The organism is Tautonia sp. JC769 (assembly GCF_040717455.1).
In the GTDB taxonomy this organism is placed as follows: Bacteria; Planctomycetota; Planctomycetia; order Isosphaerales; family Isosphaeraceae; genus Tautonia.
On record NZ_JBFEFH010000004.1, the window covers coordinates 31,708 to 49,598 of the forward strand.

Annotated in this window: 14 protein-coding genes; 7 read left to right on the forward strand and 7 right to left on the reverse strand. The window is 68.1% G+C overall.

The window, feature by feature from the left end; all coding sequences use genetic code 11:
• The first annotated feature begins 121 nt into the window (after nucleotides 1–121).
• Nucleotides 122–388, forward strand: coding sequence for a hypothetical protein (locus tag AB1L88_RS05635; protein ID WP_367095660.1), 267 nt, complete (start codon nucleotides 122–124; stop codon nucleotides 386–388).
• A gap of 85 nt (nucleotides 389–473) precedes the next feature.
• Complete coding sequence (locus AB1L88_RS05640; protein WP_367095661.1) at nucleotides 474–1,307, forward strand: universal stress protein; 834 nt, start codon at nucleotides 474–476, stop codon at nucleotides 1,305–1,307.
• Between the two features lie 67 nt (nucleotides 1,308–1,374).
• Here AB1L88_RS05640 and AB1L88_RS05645 read toward each other — a convergent pair whose 3' ends face one another.
• A complete protein-coding gene (locus AB1L88_RS05645; RefSeq protein ID WP_367095662.1) occupies nucleotides 1,375–2,853 on the reverse strand; it encodes a hybrid sensor histidine kinase/response regulator in 1,479 nt (492 codons plus the stop codon).
• An 84-nt stretch (nucleotides 2,854–2,937) separates the two neighbouring features.
• The gene (locus AB1L88_RS05650; protein WP_367095663.1) at nucleotides 2,938–3,615 is read right to left on the reverse strand and encodes a DUF1080 domain-containing protein; all 678 of its coding nucleotides are present in this window, start codon (nucleotides 3,613–3,615) and stop codon (nucleotides 2,938–2,940) included.
• A 486-nt stretch (nucleotides 3,616–4,101) separates the two neighbouring features.
• On the opposite strand from AB1L88_RS05650, the gene AB1L88_RS05655 reads away from it, so the two are divergent.
• The 4 genes from AB1L88_RS05655 to AB1L88_RS05670 all read left to right on the forward strand — a co-directional run bounded on the left by AB1L88_RS05655 (nucleotide 4,102) and on the right by AB1L88_RS05670 (nucleotide 11,385).
• Nucleotides 4,102–7,476 carry a PSD1 and planctomycete cytochrome C domain-containing protein gene (locus AB1L88_RS05655; RefSeq protein ID WP_367095664.1) on the forward strand — a complete coding sequence of 1,125 codons (3,375 nt, stop codon included), beginning with the start codon at nucleotides 4,102–4,104 and terminating at the stop codon, nucleotides 7,474–7,476.
• A gap of 63 nt (nucleotides 7,477–7,539) precedes the next feature.
• Complete coding sequence (locus AB1L88_RS05660; RefSeq protein WP_367095665.1) at nucleotides 7,540–8,997, forward strand: DUF1501 domain-containing protein; 1,458 nt, start codon at nucleotides 7,540–7,542, stop codon at nucleotides 8,995–8,997.
• Between the two features lie 26 nt (nucleotides 8,998–9,023).
• Entirely contained in the window at nucleotides 9,024–10,433 is a 1,410-nt protein-coding gene (locus AB1L88_RS05665; RefSeq protein ID WP_367095666.1) for a hypothetical protein, read from the forward strand.
• Nucleotides 10,434–10,485: 52 nt separating this feature from the next.
• Complete coding sequence (locus AB1L88_RS05670; RefSeq protein ID WP_367095667.1) at nucleotides 10,486–11,385, forward strand: NAD(P)-dependent oxidoreductase; 900 nt, start codon at nucleotides 10,486–10,488, stop codon at nucleotides 11,383–11,385.
• Nucleotides 11,386–11,397: 12 nt separating this feature from the next.
• On the opposite strand, the gene AB1L88_RS05675 is transcribed toward AB1L88_RS05670, so the two are convergent.
• From AB1L88_RS05675 to AB1L88_RS05690, 4 genes are all read right to left on the reverse strand, one after another.
• Nucleotides 11,398–12,096, reverse strand: a complete 699-nt coding sequence (locus AB1L88_RS05675) for a DUF1698 domain-containing protein (RefSeq protein WP_367095668.1) — start codon at nucleotides 12,094–12,096, stop codon at nucleotides 11,398–11,400.
• Nucleotides 12,097–12,216: 120 nt separating this feature from the next.
• Nucleotides 12,217–12,876, reverse strand: coding sequence for an MOSC domain-containing protein (locus tag AB1L88_RS05680; RefSeq protein WP_367095669.1), 660 nt, complete (start codon nucleotides 12,874–12,876; stop codon nucleotides 12,217–12,219).
• Complete coding sequence (locus AB1L88_RS05685) at nucleotides 12,873–14,213, reverse strand: PhoPQ-activated protein PqaA family protein (RefSeq protein ID WP_367095670.1); 1,341 nt, start codon at nucleotides 14,211–14,213, stop codon at nucleotides 12,873–12,875. The genes AB1L88_RS05680 and AB1L88_RS05685 overlap by 4 nt, the downstream gene beginning before the upstream one ends.
• 246 nt (nucleotides 14,214–14,459) lie before the next feature.
• Nucleotides 14,460–15,101 carry a hypothetical protein gene (locus AB1L88_RS05690; protein WP_367095671.1) on the reverse strand — a complete coding sequence of 214 codons (642 nt, stop codon included), beginning with the start codon at nucleotides 15,099–15,101 and terminating at the stop codon, nucleotides 14,460–14,462.
• Nucleotides 15,102–15,533: 432 nt separating this feature from the next.
• Between AB1L88_RS05690 and AB1L88_RS05695 the strand changes: the two genes are divergently transcribed.
• Nucleotides 15,534–16,283: a sigma-70 family RNA polymerase sigma factor gene (locus AB1L88_RS05695; protein WP_367095672.1), complete on the forward strand. Its 750-nt coding sequence runs from the start codon at nucleotides 15,534–15,536 to the stop codon at nucleotides 16,281–16,283.
• Here AB1L88_RS05695 and AB1L88_RS05700 read toward each other — a convergent pair.
• The gene (locus tag AB1L88_RS05700; RefSeq protein ID WP_367095673.1) at nucleotides 16,273–17,745 is read right to left on the reverse strand and encodes a mandelate racemase; all 1,473 of its coding nucleotides are present in this window, start codon (nucleotides 17,743–17,745) and stop codon (nucleotides 16,273–16,275) included. The two genes, AB1L88_RS05695 and AB1L88_RS05700, sit on opposite strands and share 11 nt — an antisense overlap.
• Between the last annotated feature and the right edge of the window lie 146 nt (nucleotides 17,746–17,891).

The following is a 17,891-nucleotide window of genomic DNA, read 5'->3' on the forward strand; positions in this document are numbered from 1 at the left end:
GCCGCATCCGAGCACTCTTCCGGTTGTCGTTTTCCCTTTCCTCACCCTCGCGCCTTCGTCCCGGGATCCGCGAGCGCCCCTGTTCGTGCGTCGCAGGACGATCGTATGGGAGTCTCCTCCCATGATGAGCACCAGGAGTCGAGTGATCGTTTCGGAGGGCCCCTGCGAAGCACATGGGGGCGCTCACATTTGCATTTACCATCGCGATTTCCCGGAAAACTGGTCGCCGGGGGATTCGCCGGCGATGGCGGCTCGTCAGCTTCTGAACCTGTTCGAGAAGAATCTCGACAGCGCGGGTGACCCCAGTCATCGGGATTCCATCGAACACGCGATGGCCGATCTCAGGGCCTTCCTGCTCGAATGCGATCAGAGCGAAGAACCCGCCTGAACCCTGAACGTGGTGGCTCGTCCGAGACACGCGTTCCGCCGTGACGCGGGGACCAGTGTTCCCGAACTCTTTCGGAGTTAGCACGATGCTCAGGAGTGTGCTGGTCGGACTGGACGGCAGCGAGCACGGCGACGCCGCGCTGGAACTCGGGCTCCGGTGGGCCAAGCGGTTCAACGCCCTGCTCGTGGGCCTCGGCGTCATCGACGAGCCGGGGATCCACGGTGCCGAGGAGACCTGGCTCGGCGAGGTCTATTTCCGACAGATCAACGAACGCCTGACGGAAGACGTCCGTCGGGAGGTCGAGCGGACCCTCGAGCGGGCCGCCCTGCGCTGCGTCGAGGCGGACGTGTCGTTCAAGCCCCTTGAAGACATCGGCACCCCTCACGAGCGCATTGTCATCGAGGCGCAGCGCTATGACCTGATCATCATGGGTCAGCGCACCCATTTCCGATTCGGTTGGCAGGACGCGGCCGACGACACGCTCCGCCGCGTCCTGACCGAGAACCCGAGGCCGGTCGTCGCCGCCCCCGAGCGCCTGGAAGAGGAGCGCAATTCCGTCCTGATCGCGTACGACGGCAGCGTGCAGGCCTCCCGGGCGCTGCAGGCCTTCCGCTTCACCGGGCTCGGAGAGGGGCAGACGATCCGGGTCCTGACGATCGGCCCCGACAAGGTCGAGGCGGCCCGCAAGGCGGACCGGGCGATCGAGTACCTCAGCTTCCACGGCCTGAAGGCGACGCCGATCACCCTCTCGTCCGACCGAGGTCCTGCCGAGGTCATCCTGGAACACCTGGGGAAGACCGAGGCGGATCTGCTGGTGATGGGGGCCTACGGGAAATCGACGCTCCGGGAATTTTTCCTCGGCTCGACGACGCGATCGGTCCTCAAGGACAGCCAGGCCGCGGTGTTCCTCTCCCACTGACGGGGCGGAACCCCCGCGCGACACGCAAATCCCAACGCCCGGGACCCCCCGGCGGCAGCCCTGTCGGCTAGCGGGTTCCGGCGCCTTCGCGGGCGATCCGAGCGAGCGTCTCGCGAAGTTCCTCGATGCGGACAGGTTTCTGGATGAGGACCCGGATGCCGGCCGCCTGCAAGGCGTCGAGGTCGACGGGCCGACCCGACCCGGTCAGGGCGATGATGGGGGGGGTGGTCGAATGGTCGGTCGACCGGATCGCCTGGGCCAGTTCCAGGCCATCGGTGTCGGGCAATTCGAGGTCGACGAGGATCACGTCGGGGCGCTCGGCGGCGACCGCCTCGATGGCCTCCCTGCCGGTCCGAGCAATCCGGACGTCGTGCCCCTCGCGTTGCAGCAGGAGCCGGAGCGCCTCGACCATGGGCCGGTTGTCATCGACGAGCAGCAGGCGCGGCAAGGCGGCCGGCCGGGCGGTGTCCTCGGGCGCGGGGAGGGGCGAGGGGGGGGCGATCCTCGGCAGTCGGATCTCGAATTCACTGCCGAAGCCGATCCCATCGCTCCGGGCGAGGATGGTCCCCTCGTGACGATCGATGATGAGCCTGGCCAGCCGAAGGCCGATCCCCAGGCCCGAAGGCGCCCGGTCGCGGGCCGAGTCGCCCCGGATGAACATGCCGAAGATGCGAGGCATCAGGGCCGGGTCGATCCCGATCCCCTGGTCCTTGACGGAGAGCACCACCTCCGACCGGCTGGCATGCAGGGCGATCGTGATCGACTTGCCCGGGTCGGAATAGCGGCAGGCGTTGGAGAGGAGATTGATCAGGACCTGCTGGATGCGAGACGGATCGACCTCGACCCACATCGGATCGTGGTCGATCTGGAAGACGACCATCTGCCTCGCCTCCTCCAGGAACGATCGGGCCGCATCGACGGCCGATCGCACGAGGTGGGCGAGCGACGCGGGCCGGAGGTTCAGGGTGAGGGTCCCCTTGGCGATCCGAGAGAGATCGAGCAGGTCGTCGATCAGCAGGGCGAGCTGGCGGGTCTGGTTGCGGATGATGCGGACGGCCCACTCGCGCTGCTCCTGATCGTCGTTCAGATCCATCAGGAGCTCGCCGGCGTGATCGATCGCCGCGAGCGGGTTGCGGAGCTCGTGGCAGAGCGTCGCCAGGAATTCGTCCTTGGAACGATCCGCGTCCCGGAGGGCCTGCTCGGACTCTCGATAATGTTCCAGCTCGCGATGGGCCTGGAGCAGGGCATCGGAGAGGAATCGGAGCGACTGCTCGGTCGCCTGGAGGCGATTGGCCGACAACTGAGCCCTCCCCTGAAGCCAGAGCAACATCCCGACCACGAGGACCAGAACGCCCCCGATCACGGCCATCCGCTCCCCATCGGAACGGACGATCCCCTCGGCCGACGACTGCATCCAGAGCAGGCCGAGGAATAAAACCAGCGAGGCTCCCAGCAACGGGGCACACCACCCCAGGAGTCTCGTCAGCCACCCGGCGGGGGCGAGGCGCCCCCGGCCGGGTCCTCCGGGGTCGTGCGGCGGGGCCATAGCCGGGATCTCCGGGGTTCCTAAGCCGCACCCGCCCGGAACTTCCCAACAAAGCAGGCGGGGACCACTGGAGATACCGTCGGCTCAGGGATTTGTGACATCAACCCGCTTAATTTTGAGGTTGCGGAAGTCGACCCGGTCGCCGTGACCGAGGAGGGCAAGGTAGCCCGTCGGGCGCTTCAGGCCGGGGTGGTCTCGCTTGTCGAGCGTGCCGTCCTTCGAGGCTTCCGCGATGTCCGCGTCGACGATGGTCTCGCCATTCAGGACCACGCGGACCGTGTTGCCGACGCACGAGATCTCCTGCTCGTTCCATTCCCCCACCGGGCGGAGGAAACCTCGCTTGGCCGGCACCACGCCATAGATTGATCCATGATACTGATAGGGCGCGAGATTGGAATATTTCTCGGCCGTATTGTCAAGGATCTGGATCTCCATCGCGGAGAAGGCCGGGTCGCCTTCGGTCGGCGTCCTGAGGCCGATCCCGTTGTTCGCGCCGGGGCTGAGCTTGAACTCGAACCGGAAGACGAAATTGTCGTATTCCTCTTCGGTGTAGAGCTTTCCGCCACTCCCCTCGATGCAGTAGAGGATGCCGTCCTCCACCGCGTAGCCGTCGGTCGCACCGAACCAACCGGTCAGATCCTTGCCGTTGAAGAGGCTCTCGAATCCGTCCTGGTCCTCGGCCCCGGCCGCCGCGGCGAAGGTCCCGGCGCCCAGGATGAGCGCGGAGGTCATGACGGTCAGGGTTGAGCGAAATCTGGTCATCGGTCTCTCGTGGTTGGGGGATTCGTGATGGCGGGGTTCGGTGCGCGGCTCCCGGCGGGGAGACCGGGAAAATTGCCTCGCGACAACGAACGATTTAGCGGACAAGTCGGCCCGACACAAGGGCCGACCGGAGGATCGGGCGATCGGGGCCGGTCCCTCCCGGACGACCGGGCCAGGCCGTCCGGATCCGGGGTCCTCGGCCTGGAATCGGGTCGGCAGATCGCGGGATTCATCCCGATGCTCACGACCGCCCGGCACCGGCCCGGCACCGGCCGACCCGTTTCCATGCATCCACCTTTTCGGGACGATTGCCTTGATCTCGGGGGGGAGCATGTTCAATAATTGGTGGAGTATTCCGAGAGCGGTGGCTGCGGTGATGGCCGGTCGGCCGGCCCGTGGGTGGTGGTGAGTGTCGCGGTTTCGCCCCGGACGAAGACGCTCAGGATGTTCGTCCCTCTTCCTTTCTTCGCTGGAGTCGCGGCCGCAATGATGGCGACCGAATCGAAACGAACCCGGACCGTCACGACCTGGGGGGGCTGCCTCGCGGCCGTCCTGCTGGTCGTCTCACCGAACGCCTCCGCGGCCCAGGACGATCGTACCGACGACTGGCCCCCGGAAGCCATCAGCTTTTTCGAGGAGCGGATCCGGCCGGTCCTGGCCGAGCAGTGCCTCTCGTGCCACGGTGCTCGGAAGCAGACCTCGGGGCTCCGACTCGATTCCCGGGCGGCGATCCTCGACGGCGGGTTTATCGAAGGGCCCGCGGTCTATCTCGACGACCCGTCGGCGAGCCCCCTGCTGGCCGTGCTCCGGCACGATTCCGAGCTGAAGATGCCCCCGGATCAGCCGCTCTCCGACGAGGTCATCGGCGATCTGGGGCGATGGGTCGAGATGGGGATGCCCTGGCCCGACGACGCCACCATCCCGACCCCCGAGGACGTCGCCGACGCCTCGGCGACCCACTGGGCCTTCCAGCCGATCGTCGCGCCCGATCCCCCGGCCGTGCCCGCCCCCGATGCCGTCGCCACCCCGGTCGACGCCTTCCTCCGGGCCCGGCTCGACGAGGTGGGGATCGCGCCTTCGCCCCAGGCGGACCGGAGGACCCTGCTGCGCCGGGTCTCGTTCGACCTGATCGGCCTGCCGCCGACGCCCGAGGAGGTCGAGGCCTTCGAGACGGACCCCCGGCCGGACGACGTCGCCTTCGCCGAGGTCGTCGATCGCCTGCTCGCCAGCCCGCAATACGGCGAGCGATGGGGCCGCCACTGGCTCGACGTCGCCCGATATGCAGATACGAAGGGATACGTGTTCACCGAGGAGCGGCGCTACCCGTACGCCTACACCTACCGCGATTACGTGGTCCACTCGTTCAATGAGGACAAGCCGTTCGACCGCTTCATCCTCGAACAGCTCGCCGCGGACCAGCTCGACCTCCCCCCCGGGGATCCGGCGCTCGCGGCGATGGGATTCCTGACCGTCGGCCAGCGATTCCTGAATAACGCCAACGACATGATCGACGACCGGATCGACGTCATCAGCCGGGGGTTGATGGGCCTCACCGTCTCCTGCGCACGCTGTCACGACCACAAGTACGACCCCATCCCGACGGCCGATTACTACTCGCTCTACGGCGTCCTGAACAGCTCGACCGAGCCGGACACCCTTCCCCTGATCACGGAACTGGCCGATTCGAGCGGGCCCGATCGGGACGACTTCCTCAAGCAGCTCGAGGAGCGTGAAGCGGCCATCACGGCCTTCCTCCAGACCAAGCACGACGAAATCCTCCTGGATTTCCGACGGCGGAGTCACGCGTATCTCGAGGCCGCTCACCTGCTCGGATCGACCGGGGAAGACGCCGGCGATCGTCGGCGGCGGAACGACTCGGTCATCGACCAGGAAGCCCGAGCACGCGACCTGCCCCCCCGGCGGCTCAGCGCCTTCCTCGAGAAGTGGACCCGCCTCCTGGATGAAGCCGCCCCGGAGACCAACCCGATCCTCGCCCCCTGGCATGCCCTGGCCGCCTTGCCCGCCGAGTCGTTCGCCGAGGACGCGGCCGAGGCCCTCGCATCGCTGACCGCCGATGCCTCGGCCCCGCTCAATCCGGTCATCGAGCGCGAGCTGACGCAGCCCGAGACGCCGAGAACCTTCGCCGAGGTGATCGAGCGTTACGCGCAGGCATTCTCGGATCAGACCGAGGACGGTCCTGAGGAACCGGGGCGACCGGCCATCGATGAGCTGTTCTCGAGCGAGTCGGGGGCCCTGGCGGTCGCCTCGCTCGACGAGACCCGGCGATTGCTGGAACGGGACGAGCGGAACGAGCTGCGCGACCTGGAACGTCGGGCGGCGGAACTCCAGGTCAACCATCCGGGAGCCCCGCCCCGGGCCATGGTGCTGGTCGATACAAACGAACCCCGCGAGCCGTTCATCTTCGTCCGGGGGAACCCGGGGAACCGCGGCCCGCAGGTCCCCCGCCAGTTCCTCCAACTGCTGGAAGGGGAGGACCGTCGGCCGTTCTCCCAGGGGAGCGGGCGACTGGAACTGGCGCAGAAGATCGCCGACCCGAGCAACCCGCTGACGGCCCGGGTCATGGTCAACCGCATCTGGATGCACCACTTCGGCACGCCGATCGTCGGCACGCCGAGCGATTTCGGGACGCGGAGCGACCAGCCGACCCATCCGGAGCTCCTCGACTACCTGGCGACCCAATTCGTGCGAGGCGGCTGGTCCATCAAGGCCATGCATCGCCTGATCGTCAACTCCCGGGCCTACCGCCAGTCGAGCCTGGACCGGCCCGATGCGGCGGCGATCGATCCCGAAAACCGCCTGCTCTGGAGGCAGAATCGGAAGCGGCTGGAGCTGGAGCCGATGCGGGACGCCATGCTCGCCGTCTCCGGGCGGCTGGATGCCCGCTTCGGGGGCCGGCCGAGCCCGACTCCCTCGGCCCCGGACGGCACGCGGCGGACGGTCTATTCGATGATCGACCGCACCTTCCTCGACGGCGTGTACCGGACGTTCGACTTCGCCAGCACCGAGGTCTCGAACCCGGACCGCCCCGAGACGATCGTGCCGCAGCAGGCCCTCTTCCTGATGAACAGCCCGTTCGTGGCCGAGCAGGCGCGGTCGCTCGCCGAGCGTTGCCGGGACGAGGCCGCGTCGGACGCCCCGGCCGACCGCATCAACCGACTCTACCGACTGCTCTACGGGCGGCCGCCCGAGCCGTCGGAGCTGCAGCTCGGCGAGCGATTCCTCGGCCGCCCGGACGCCTCGACCGGCCCCGCTCCCTCGCCCTGGAGCTACGGTTTCGGCCGCTTCGACGAGGAGACCGGCCGGGTCACGCACTTCCGGCCGCTGGAGCACTGGACCGGCGAGTCCTGGCAGTTCGGCGCCGAATTCCCCCATCCCGAAGCCGGCCACCTGCACCTGAAGGCCGAGGGCGGCCATGTCGGCAACGGCCCCGATCGGGCCGCGGTCCGCCGCTGGACCGCCCCCGAGGACGGAGTGATCCGGGTCGAAGGGAGTCTGGTCCATCGCAACGCCCGGGGAGACGGGGTCCGAGGTCGCATCGTCTCGGAGTCCGGCGGGTTGCTCGGCGAGTGGGTGACTCACGACGGCCGGTCGCGGACCCGGGTGGCGGCCGTCGAGGTCGCCGCGGGCGAGACCGTCGATTTCGTGGTCGATTGCCTCGGCAATACCAGCCACGACTCGTTCGCGTGGTCCCCCGTGCTCACCTTCGAGACCCCGGCGGGATCGCGGACCACCTGGGATGCCCGGTCCGACTTCCGGGGCCCCCCCGAGGCCCCGCCGACGGCCGAGGAACAGTATGCCCAGGCGCTGCTCATGACGAACGAATTCTTGTACATCGACTGATCACGATCAGGCAAAGATGAAGCGGGCCGTCGCGAGGCGGCCTCATGGAAGGAGCATGGCCCCATGCCACATCATCGACCGAACCCCGGCGACCTCCCGGTCACTCGCCGAGAACTGCTGTGCCGATCGGGCATGGGATTCGGGGCGATGGCCCTGGGCGGCCTGATGAGCGATTCGGGGGCGCTGGCCCGCCCCGCTCGGGCCGACGACGCCGTCCGATCGTCGCTCGCGCCCAAGTCGCCGCCCATGGCCCCTCGGGCGAAACGGGTGATCCACCTGTTCATGAACGGCGGGCCCTCGCAGGTCGACACGTTCGACCCGAAGCCGATGCTCGCCCGCTACGCCGGCAAGGAACTGCCGACGGAGAACCTGCGGACCGAGCGCCGGACCGGGGCGGCGCTGAACTCCCCCTTCAAATTCAAGAAGTACGGCGAGAGCGGCATCGAGGTCAGCGAGCTGTTCTCGAACGTCGCCGAGTGCATCGACGACATCTGCGTCATCCGATCGATGCAGGCCGACGTGCCGAATCATGAGCCGTCGCTGATGCTCATGAACTGCGGAGACGCGCGCCTGCCCCGGCCGAGCGTCGGCTCGTGGGTCCTCTACGGCCTCGGGACCGAGAACCAGAACCTCCCGGGATTCGTCGTGCTGTGCCCGGGCGGGTACCCGATCGCCGAGTCGTCGAACTGGAAATCGGCCTTCCTGCCGGGAATCTATCAAGGGACGCACATCGACTCGAATCATACGAGTCTCGACAAGCTGATCGAGTACATCAAGAACGACCGGCTCGCCACCCCCGAGCAGCGGGCGCAGCTCGATCTGCTCTCGGAGCTGAACCAGCAGCACCTCGAGCGTCGCCGGCGTGACGCCGAGCTGGAATCCCGGATCCAGTCGTTCGAGCTGGCCTTCCGCATGCAATCGGAAGCTGCCGATGCGTTCGACGTCTCGCGGGAGCCGGAGCACGTCCGCCAGCGGTATGGCGAGGGGGTCCACGGCAGGCAATTGCTGATCGCCCGCCGGCTGCTCGAACGCGGGGTGCGCTACCTGCAGGTCTATCACGGCAACGGCCAGCCCTGGGACAACCACGACGACATCGAGGACGGGCATCGCCGCCTCGCCGGCCAGTGCGACCGCCCCATCGCCGCCCTGCTCAGGGACCTGAAAGAGCGGGGGATGCTCGACGAGACCCTGGTGATCTGGGGGGGAGAGTTCGGCCGGACCCCGACCGTGGAGCTCCCCACCCCCGGCGCCAACGCCGGCAAGATGAACGGCCGCGACCACAACCATTACGGCTTCACCATGTGGATGGCCGGCGGCGGGGTCAAGGGCGGACATGTCCACGGGGCGACCGATGAATTCGGCTTCAAGGCGGTCGAGAATCCCGTCCACATCCACGACCTGCACGCGACCATGCTCCACCTGCTCGGGTTCGATCACGAGCAGTTCACCTACCGCTACGCCGGGCGTGACTTCCGCCTGACGGACGTGCATGGTCGTGTCGTCCACGACCTCATCGCCTGACCTTCTGACCCCGGAGCGAGTCGATCATGAAGACCGTCGTCCGTCAGGGTTCGGGGCTTCTCCTCGCGCAGGCCCTCGTGCTGATCGGGGCCTGCGGGGCCCCGGCCGACGACTCGGGGCGGATCCAGCCGAGCGCGTCGAACCCCTCGTACTGGCAGTATCGAGGGGAGACGCTCGTGCTGCTGGGCGGGAGCGACGACGACAACCTGTTCCAGTGGGATGAGCCCGAGCTTCGCCGGCACCTCGACCGACTGTTGGACGCGGGGGGGAATTACATCCGCAACACCATGTCCAGCCGCGACGAGGGGAATCTCTGGCCGTTCGCGAAGGGGGACGACGGCCGGTACGACCTCGATCGGCCGAATCGGGAGTACTGGGACCACTTCGACACCCTGCTCCGCCTGGCAGCCGAGCGGGACATCATCGTGCAGATCGAGGTCTGGGATCGGTTCGATTTCGCCCGCGAGCCGTGGCTGCTGAACCCCTACAATCCGGCGAACAACCGGAATTACTCGGTCGAGGAGTCGGGCCTCGAGCCGCGCTACCCGAACCATCCCGGACAGAACGACAATCGCTTCTTCTTCACCGTCCCGGGCCTGGACGACAACGCCGGCGTGCTCGCCTACCAGCAGGCACAGGTCGACCAGATGCTCTCGATCAGCCTCTCCTATCCGAATGTGCTCTATTGCATGGATAACGAGACGAGCGGCCGGCCCGAGTGGGGCGCCTACTGGGCCGACTACATTGCGAGCAAGGCCAGCGACGCCGGGGTGACCGTGCACTTGACCGAGATGTGGGACCCCTGGGACCTCTCGGACCCGATGCACCGCCATACGATCGACCACCCGGATCGATACTCGTTCGTGGATATTTCCCAGAACAATCATCAGCGCGGCCAGGCCCACTGGGCCAACATGCAGGAGTTCCGGGCTCGGCTCGCCGATCGGCCGAGGCCGATCAACTGCGTCAAGGTCTATGGCGCCGACTCGGGCCGCTACGGGACGGACCGGGACGGCATCGAGCGGTTCTGGCGGAATCTCGTGGGGGGGCTGGCCTCCACCCGATTCCATCGCCCCGATTCGGGACAGGGGTTGAACGATCGGGCGGTCCGTCACCTGAGGGCCGCCCGGATGCTGACCGAGGCCGTCGACCTGACGGGCGCCCGGCCCGATCGGGACGGCCGGTTGCTGCTCGACCGCGACGAGAACGAGGCGTACCTGACGCGGATCCCCGGGTCGGAATACGTCGTGCTGTTCACCGACGGCGGGTCGGTCGCGCTCGACCTTTCCGAGGAGCAGGGCACGTTCGAAGTGCGCTGGCTCGACGTGACCGGGGCGCGTTGGCGGCCGTCCCCGGATGTCGAGGCGGGATCGTCGGTGCCGCTCGACCCGCCGGGCGGCGGCATCTGGGTGGCCGTGTTGAAGCGATCGCCCTGACCGGGCGCGGGCGGCCGCTCGATTCGGCCGACAGGAAAGGCGGAACGAGACCATGAAGATCGCGGTGACGGGTGCGACCGGATTCCTGGGGCGATCGCTCGTCTCGATCCTGGCCGAGCGAGGCCATACCTGCCGGTGCTGGTACCGGATGCAGAGCGACCGCGGGGGCTTCGATGCCGCCTCCCGGGCGATCGAGTGGGTCCCCGGCTCGCTCCGCGACCCCGGGAGCGAGTCGGCCTTGCTGCAGGGCTGCGACGCCCTCGTGCACGCGGCGCTCGACCGCCCCGGCTCCGGGTTCATCGGAGCCGAGGGTGACCTGCTCAGCTTCGCCGAGGCGAATCTGATGGGCTCGCTCCGGCTCTTCCAGGCCGCGGAACGGGCCGGCGTGGCTCGCGTGGTGTTCGTCTCGACCTGCGCGGTTTATGAGACGATCCTCGACGACCGGCCGCTCGACGAGACGCATCCCCTCTGGCCTGGCAGCCACTACGGTGCCCACAAGGCCGCCCTGGAGGCGTTCGTGCATAGCTTCAGCGGGCGAGGCTTGCCGATCTGCAGCGTGCGGCCCACCGGCATCTACGGGTTGGCCCGGCCGATCGAGCAGAGCAAGTGGTACGAGTTGATCCGAGAACTCGTGCAGGGCCGAGACGTGAACGTCCGTCGCGGCGGGAAGGAAGTCCACGTGATCGACGTGGCCCGGGCCGTCGCCTTGCTGCTCGACGCCCCCGCCGGGCAGGTCACCGGGCAATCGTTCAATTGCTATGATTCGTATGTTTCGGAGTACGACGTGGCCATGATCGCCCGGGACGCCGGCGCCCCGGGCCGGGTGATCGGCGAACCCCCCCGGCCCAAGCACCAGATTGAGACCGGGAAACTCCGATCGCTCGGGATGACCTTCGGCGGCCGTCCCCAACTGGAGGAGTATGTCCGGGCGATCGTCGCCGGCTTCCGTTGAGTCGGTGCCCGGTCACTTCCAGGCGTGCACGACGATCCGGCCGTAGGTGCCGCGCGGAGCCCCGGCGACCGAGTAATGCACGTCGGTCACCGCGGGGAACGTCCGGATCCGGGTGAATCCGGCGGTCCTGAGCATCGCCTCGAGCGCCGCCTGGTTCGGCCCGCACCAGTTGGTCGGGTCGTTCGCGCACTCGTCCGCGCCGTAATACGCGACGGCGGGGCGGTCGATGTCGAGCAGGTCGACGTGCGTCTCCAGGATGATCTGCTCCCGGGTGCAGGCGGCGACCTGGCAGAGCCCGGCGAGCGGATTCGGCAGGTGATAGAGCACGCCCAGGAACAGGACGACATCGAAGACCCCGGGCCGTCCGGGGGTCATCTCCAGGACCTCCATGGTCACGTCTTCGACCCCGGAATCGAGCGCCCGGCGGGCGTAGTCGAAGCCGCGACGACCGATCTGGGGGGCATTCCAGACGCCGCCGTCGAGCGCCACCACCCGGCTGGCCCCTCGCCGCTCGGCCTCGAAGGAGAAGAAGCCGTCCCAGGCCCCGACGTCGAGCACCGTCTTGCCGCTCAGGTCGGCCGGGAAGCGGAGCTGATCGAGCTTCGTCGCCGTGTCGTCGATCCCCGGGGTGGTGACACCGTTGCCCAGGTCGATCCGGTGGAACCAGGGGATCGAGGCGAGTTCGTCGTCCATGACTGCTGTCGAGGGCATCGCTCTGCTCCGCTCCGCTGTGTGGCGACGCATATCAAAACGGTAACCGGGCGCGGCCCCGGCGGGGACCGCGAGCCGGACGGTACCGCAAGCCGCCGAGCAGGGCAAGGCGACTCGCGGTCAATCCCCCTGCTCAAGGCCCCTCAACCGGTCGCGGAACGTCTGCAGCCACGAGGCGGGCAGGGCCTCGACCGCGACGGCGCGTCGGAGCAGCTCCAAATCATGCCGGTCGATCACTTCGAGCCGGGCGGCCTCGGCGACCGTCAGGTCGTACGGCGACCGCGCGATGCGTTCGATCGGGTCATTCGCGGCCACGAATCCGGTCCGGATCACCCGGAAGTAGAAGCCGAAGCGACCGTTGGCGAGCATCCGCTTGACCATGTCGGTCCGATCGAACTTCAGGTTGAGCTTCCCGCAGGGGAGCCGGGGTTGCGAGACCTCGAACTCGGCCTCGCCCGCCCGGAAGCGGTCGCCGATCCGGACCTCGTCCTCGCGCCAGCCTCCCGAGCAGGTGAGGTTCTCGCCGAACGCCCCCCATTGCAGGTCGACGCCGGGCAACTCGTCGCGCCAGGCGTCGTAATGTTCGGCCGGATAGGCGTAGACGGCCTTGTCCGGCCCCCCGTGCACGGAGAGGTCGGCCTGCTGATCCCCCTCCAGGTTCTCGGGGCCGACGGCGACCCGGCCCTCGACCGGCCGCTTGATGATCGCGGTCGAGGTGGTCCGACCCCGTCGCTGCAAGAGGCGGGGCCGGCCCACGTTGACGGAGAGGATCCGGCTCATTCGGCCGACTCGCCGGTCGCGGTGTCTTCGCTCGGATCCGCCCGGAATTCGTGGATCGGGGTGGAGAGGTGATAGGTCAGGCCGTCGACCTGGTAGGTCAGGTCGAAGAAGGCCGCGATCGAGCCGGACTCGGGACGATCGAGCGAATAGGACCAGGTCGATTGCCCGTCCTCGTGCTTCGCCTCGACCGCCATCTTGCGGTACTCGTCGTCGCGCAGGTCGCGGTCGTCCGAGTTCGCGACCCAGACCGCGACCGATTGGGGGCGGGCGTCCGAGGGTGCCGTGAGGAGGAACCTGGTGGAACCGCCCTCATCGACGGCCTTCCACCGGAACGCGGGGGCCTTCGTCTCGGTCGCGAGGTGGCGGACCAACGCCCCGACGGCATTCACGGCGTAGTCCCGGTGTTCATCGAGCCCGTGGCCGGCGTTGGGCAGATTCACGACGTAGGAAGGGCCCTGGATCTTGTCCCAGTAGAACCGCATCGAGTCGTGGGTCCAGTAGCGATCGTTCGTGCCGTTGATCTGGACGACGGGGACGGTGATCCGGTCGAGGTAGAAATACGGGTCGACCAGCTCCCAGAGCTTGGCCCCGTCCTCGGTCTCGAACGAGCTGGTGAGGCCTCGCCGCGTGTAGTCGTCGATCTGCTCGCTGTACTTGCCCCAGAGTTCGAGCTGATTCTTGATGTTCTCCCTCATGTTCAGGGTCGGGATCACCATGGGGGCGATCCCCACGACCCGGTCATCCATCGCCCCGGTCAGCCAGGTGGTCCAGCCTCGCTTCGAGGCCCCCGTGACGACGAAACGCTTGACCGGGCGGCCGAGCCCTTCGGCATGCTCCTGGGCGGCATCCATGGCCTTCACGGCGCTCTTGACCATCGGCTGCAGCAACGGCCAGTCCTGCTCTCCCGACTGGAGGAAATTGACGAACGTCTCGGCGATCAGGTCATCCTCGTAGCGGTCGCCGAGCAGCGGCTGGTTGGGCACCTGAGGCAGCACGGCGACCCGGCAACCGGCCGCACTCGCCAGCGCGAAGGCGAGCAGGTCATCCGAGGGGCGATGCTCCGACCGGCTGCTGCCCCCGGTGATGAACAGCACCATCATGTCGCCGTGATCGACCCGGGCCGGCTCATAGATCCGGAACTGGTGGGTCCAGGGCGCGTCTCTCCAGGTCTGCGAGGTCAGCTTCAGATGGTGGACGGTCCCCAAGGGCGTCGTGTCGTTCTTCGTCTGCTCCCAGGCGTAACTCGGGTCGGGGGCTTCCACATACGACGGCAGATCGGCGTGAACGGCGGGCGTCAGCAGCACAAGCAAGGCCGGCACAGACAGCAAACGACTCATCGAGCGGATCTCCCTGGACGGAAAGGGGTGGGCGGATCGCGGACGATTTCAGCGTATCGTCGGCGCCCGTCAAGATCTGCCCTCGATCGCTCGATCCTGTTTCAAAATGACAACCCGCATCATGATTCCGAGCGCGCGGCGATGGAACCCCCGCCGATCCCCGCCGAGGCGATTGGCGAGGCCCGGTACGCCCTACCGCCCGCCGATCGCTCGGCCAGGCCAGGCCAGCCCAGGTCCGAGTCGGATTCAGGCACCCGCTTGTCTGGCCGATTGTATGGCCATCAGTTGCGTCAGGATCGGTCGGAACCACTCATCCTGACACAGCCGGACCGCGGCGCAGGTCCAGGCGTCCGACTCCGAGGGGCCGGAGCCGAGCAGGTGCTGATCCTCGGGGTCGGGAAGCACCATCCATTCGCCGTTGGCCTGACAACGCGCCAGGGCGTCGGGGAAAAGGATCCGCACCAGCTCCTGATCCGCCATGATTCTGCTCCCCCGTTGCGAGCCGAGATCCCGGACGCGATTCCCGAGGATTCCTCCCCAGGTCGAGTCGATCGTCCCGCGTCCTGATCGAAGGGAACCGGATCGGAGGGCCGATCGCACCTGGCGATCGATCCGGTCCAGCCCGAACTTCTGGGTCAGTTCTTCATAGAGGGCCTCGGCATGTTCGAGGCAGAGCCCCAGGCGGCCGGCCAGGTCGGGGGGCTCGCACCCCTCGGCCATCAGGAGCAGCGCCCGGCGCTTGCGCACCGGCAGGCGTCGTCGGGCCCTGGGAGGGCCCGAGCCGCCGAGGATGAGCACCGCGATCTCCCCCGGCAGCCGGATCGTTCCCCGAAAGCCGAGCTGGATCAAGGGGTGATCGTCCCCGAGAAGCAAGGAGACCGTCTCCATTGTCCCTCATCCCTTTCATCGTCCCGGACGACTCGCCAAGGCCGAGGTGCGGACGGACCCGGATCGCAGCCCTGGGCCGTGTCGGCCGAGGGGCGAATTGCGTGCGAGAGCCGGTCGTATGCGGGACCATCCTGGCGATCGATGGCCCGGCGGCCCCGGAGCCGATCTCCGGTGCCGACTTGCGTCACCTTCCTGTACGGCGACCCCCGAGGATTGTCGGCACCTTTTTGCGTTTTTTTTCGGGGGTGATGACCCAGCACAACGGGAGGCCCGCACGACGACCCGTCACCTCCGGTGCGAGGGACAGAAGCGACCGGGTTTGGACATGTTCCCGATCCGTGTTAAATTCCGTAGACTCACAGGGTGGGTGGCCCGACACTTGCCACTGACGTCAGGCTTGGCGACGAGTCTCGGGAGCGGGAGGTCCTGTCCATGAACGACGAGCAGGCCCATCTCAGCCGGATCTCGACCGAATGGGATCTGGTCTTTCAGGCTCATCACGGGCCTCCCGAGGAAATCTCGGCGGCGCAGACGAAGCTGATGGTCCGATACGCGGGGGCCGTCCATCGCTACCTGCTCGGCGCCCTGCGGGACCCGGAACTGGCCTCGGAGTTGGACCAGGAGTTCGCGCTCCGATTCCTCCGGGGCGACCTGCACCGGGCCGATCCCCGCCGCGGCCGCTTCCGAGACTTCCTGAAGCGGGCGCTCCGGAACCTGATGATCGATCACTACCGCAAGCGCCAGCGGGCGCCGGGCTCGATCGACGTCTCGCACGTCCCCGAGCCGGCCGCCCCCGACGAGGGCCCCGCCGACTTCGATCGCCAGTTCACCGAGAGCTGGAAGCGCGAATTGATGGCGCAGGCGTGGGCAGCCCTGGCCCGTCATCAGGAGCGCACCGGGCAGCCCTTGCATACGGTGTTGCAGCATCGCGTCCGACACCCGAAGGTGAAGTCGCCGGAGCTGGCCACCATGCTCTCGCCCGTCCTGGGGAGACCGGTGCAGGCCGGCTGGGTCCGCGAGGCGATCTCCAGGGCCCGCGAGCAGTTCGCCACGGCCCTGCTCGATGGCGTGCGGGCCTCGCTCCAGGAACCGACCCGCGAGGCCATCCTGGAAGAGCTGGCCGACCTGGAGCTGCTCGAATACTGCCGACCCACGCTCGAACGGCGCGGGATCATCCGCTGATCCGATCGTCGGCCAGGCCGAGGGAGTCGAACTGCCAGGACTCGACCGGCTCGTAGTGCGAGCGGTCGGGCAGGACGGCGAACCCGAATCCGACGCACCGGAGCGAGCCGATGGCGAACCGGCCATCGCGGACGGCCGGGCCGATGATGTCCCCTTTCCTCGCGTACAGATCGGGATGAGCCGCCAGCGCAGCCTCCCGCGCCGACTCGGGCAGGTACGAGAGGCCCGGGTGGTAGTGGTGCCCGTTGCGTTCGACGTGCGACAGCCCCAATGTCGCGGCCAGGCAGAGATCCGCCTGGACCGGGACGACCCCGACCGAGCAGAGGTCCTCGCCGGTCATCACGGCCTCGCTCGTCCGGCCCCGATCGTTCCTCGACCAGCAGAGGCCCGCGTTCAGGATCGCCTTCGTCGGCCCCTTGCAGTTCTTGCTGGTGACTCCCCGATACCCCAGCGCGAGCGCCTGCGGGAAGGCGTCGGCCGTCGCGTCCGATTCGTCGATGATCACGGGGCGCCAGGCGGAGATGATCCGGATCTCCTCCCCTTGATCGGCGTCGAGCGCGAACGATCGTCCCAGCGGTTGCTCGATCGCGAGGACATTCTCGGCCAGGAGGCCCAATCGGGCGTCGGATCGCAGGGCATCGACGAAGGCGCGGAGCCTCCCGGCGTCCCCGAACAGCTCGTTGCCGTCGAGCGTCAGGCGGTAATCGGCCCCTCGATGCCGTTCGAGGATCGCGGCGATTGCCCGGAGCCGATCGAGATCCGCGTCGACGTCGGCGGAGAGCTTGACCTTCGCGAACCGCAACCCCGAGTGCTCGACGTACGATTCGAAGGCCTGCGGCAGGCCGTCCCCGACCCGTTCCCCCGGCGCGATGTCCCGGACCGTCAGGGGATCGCCCAGCCCGACCGTGTGCCTCACGAAGACCTCGCGCCGAGGCGTCTCCGGGAGCCAGTCGGCCGGCCGCAATCCCGTCAGGCCCTCGTGGACGGCCCCCGGCTCGATGGCGAAGAGGTCCGATCGCAGCGCCTCGGCGAAACCGAGCCCCGCCGATCGGGCCAGGGCGTCCATGATCGCCCGCTCGACCAGGCTCACCCCGAACCCGACGAGCAGCGCCGGCAGGGCCCGTCCCGAGGCGTCGGCCCGGCAATGAGCGTCGGCCTCTCGCCAGGATTCGAACAGGCTGATCGGACGCGATGCGGCCCGGGCGAAGGCCGCCCGAGCCCGGCCGATGACCCCGATCATGTCCGCCACCTGCTCGCGGTAGGATCGCCCCGGGGCCTTGTCGAACCACCCGGGAGGGAGACAATCCCCCGAGTATCCCCGTTGCAGCCGACCGTCGACCTCGATCGCGACCTCCAGGACGGCCTGCGGGCACCGACTCAAGGTCGCCTTGCCGTAGCGGAACGGCAGCCTCGTGGTCGAGTTCCTCAGGCCGAGCCACGACTCCTTCAGGGCAAATCGCATCGGGGGTTCCGTCGCAATCGATTGGCAGGGCAGGGGGGGGGCGCGTGTCACGAGTCTGGCCGGGCCGGGCGGCGGCGTCAACCGACGAGCGTCCGGCCTCGGGTGCCCCGTGGGCCCGATCGGTGCTGGCGACGAAGCGACGGCCA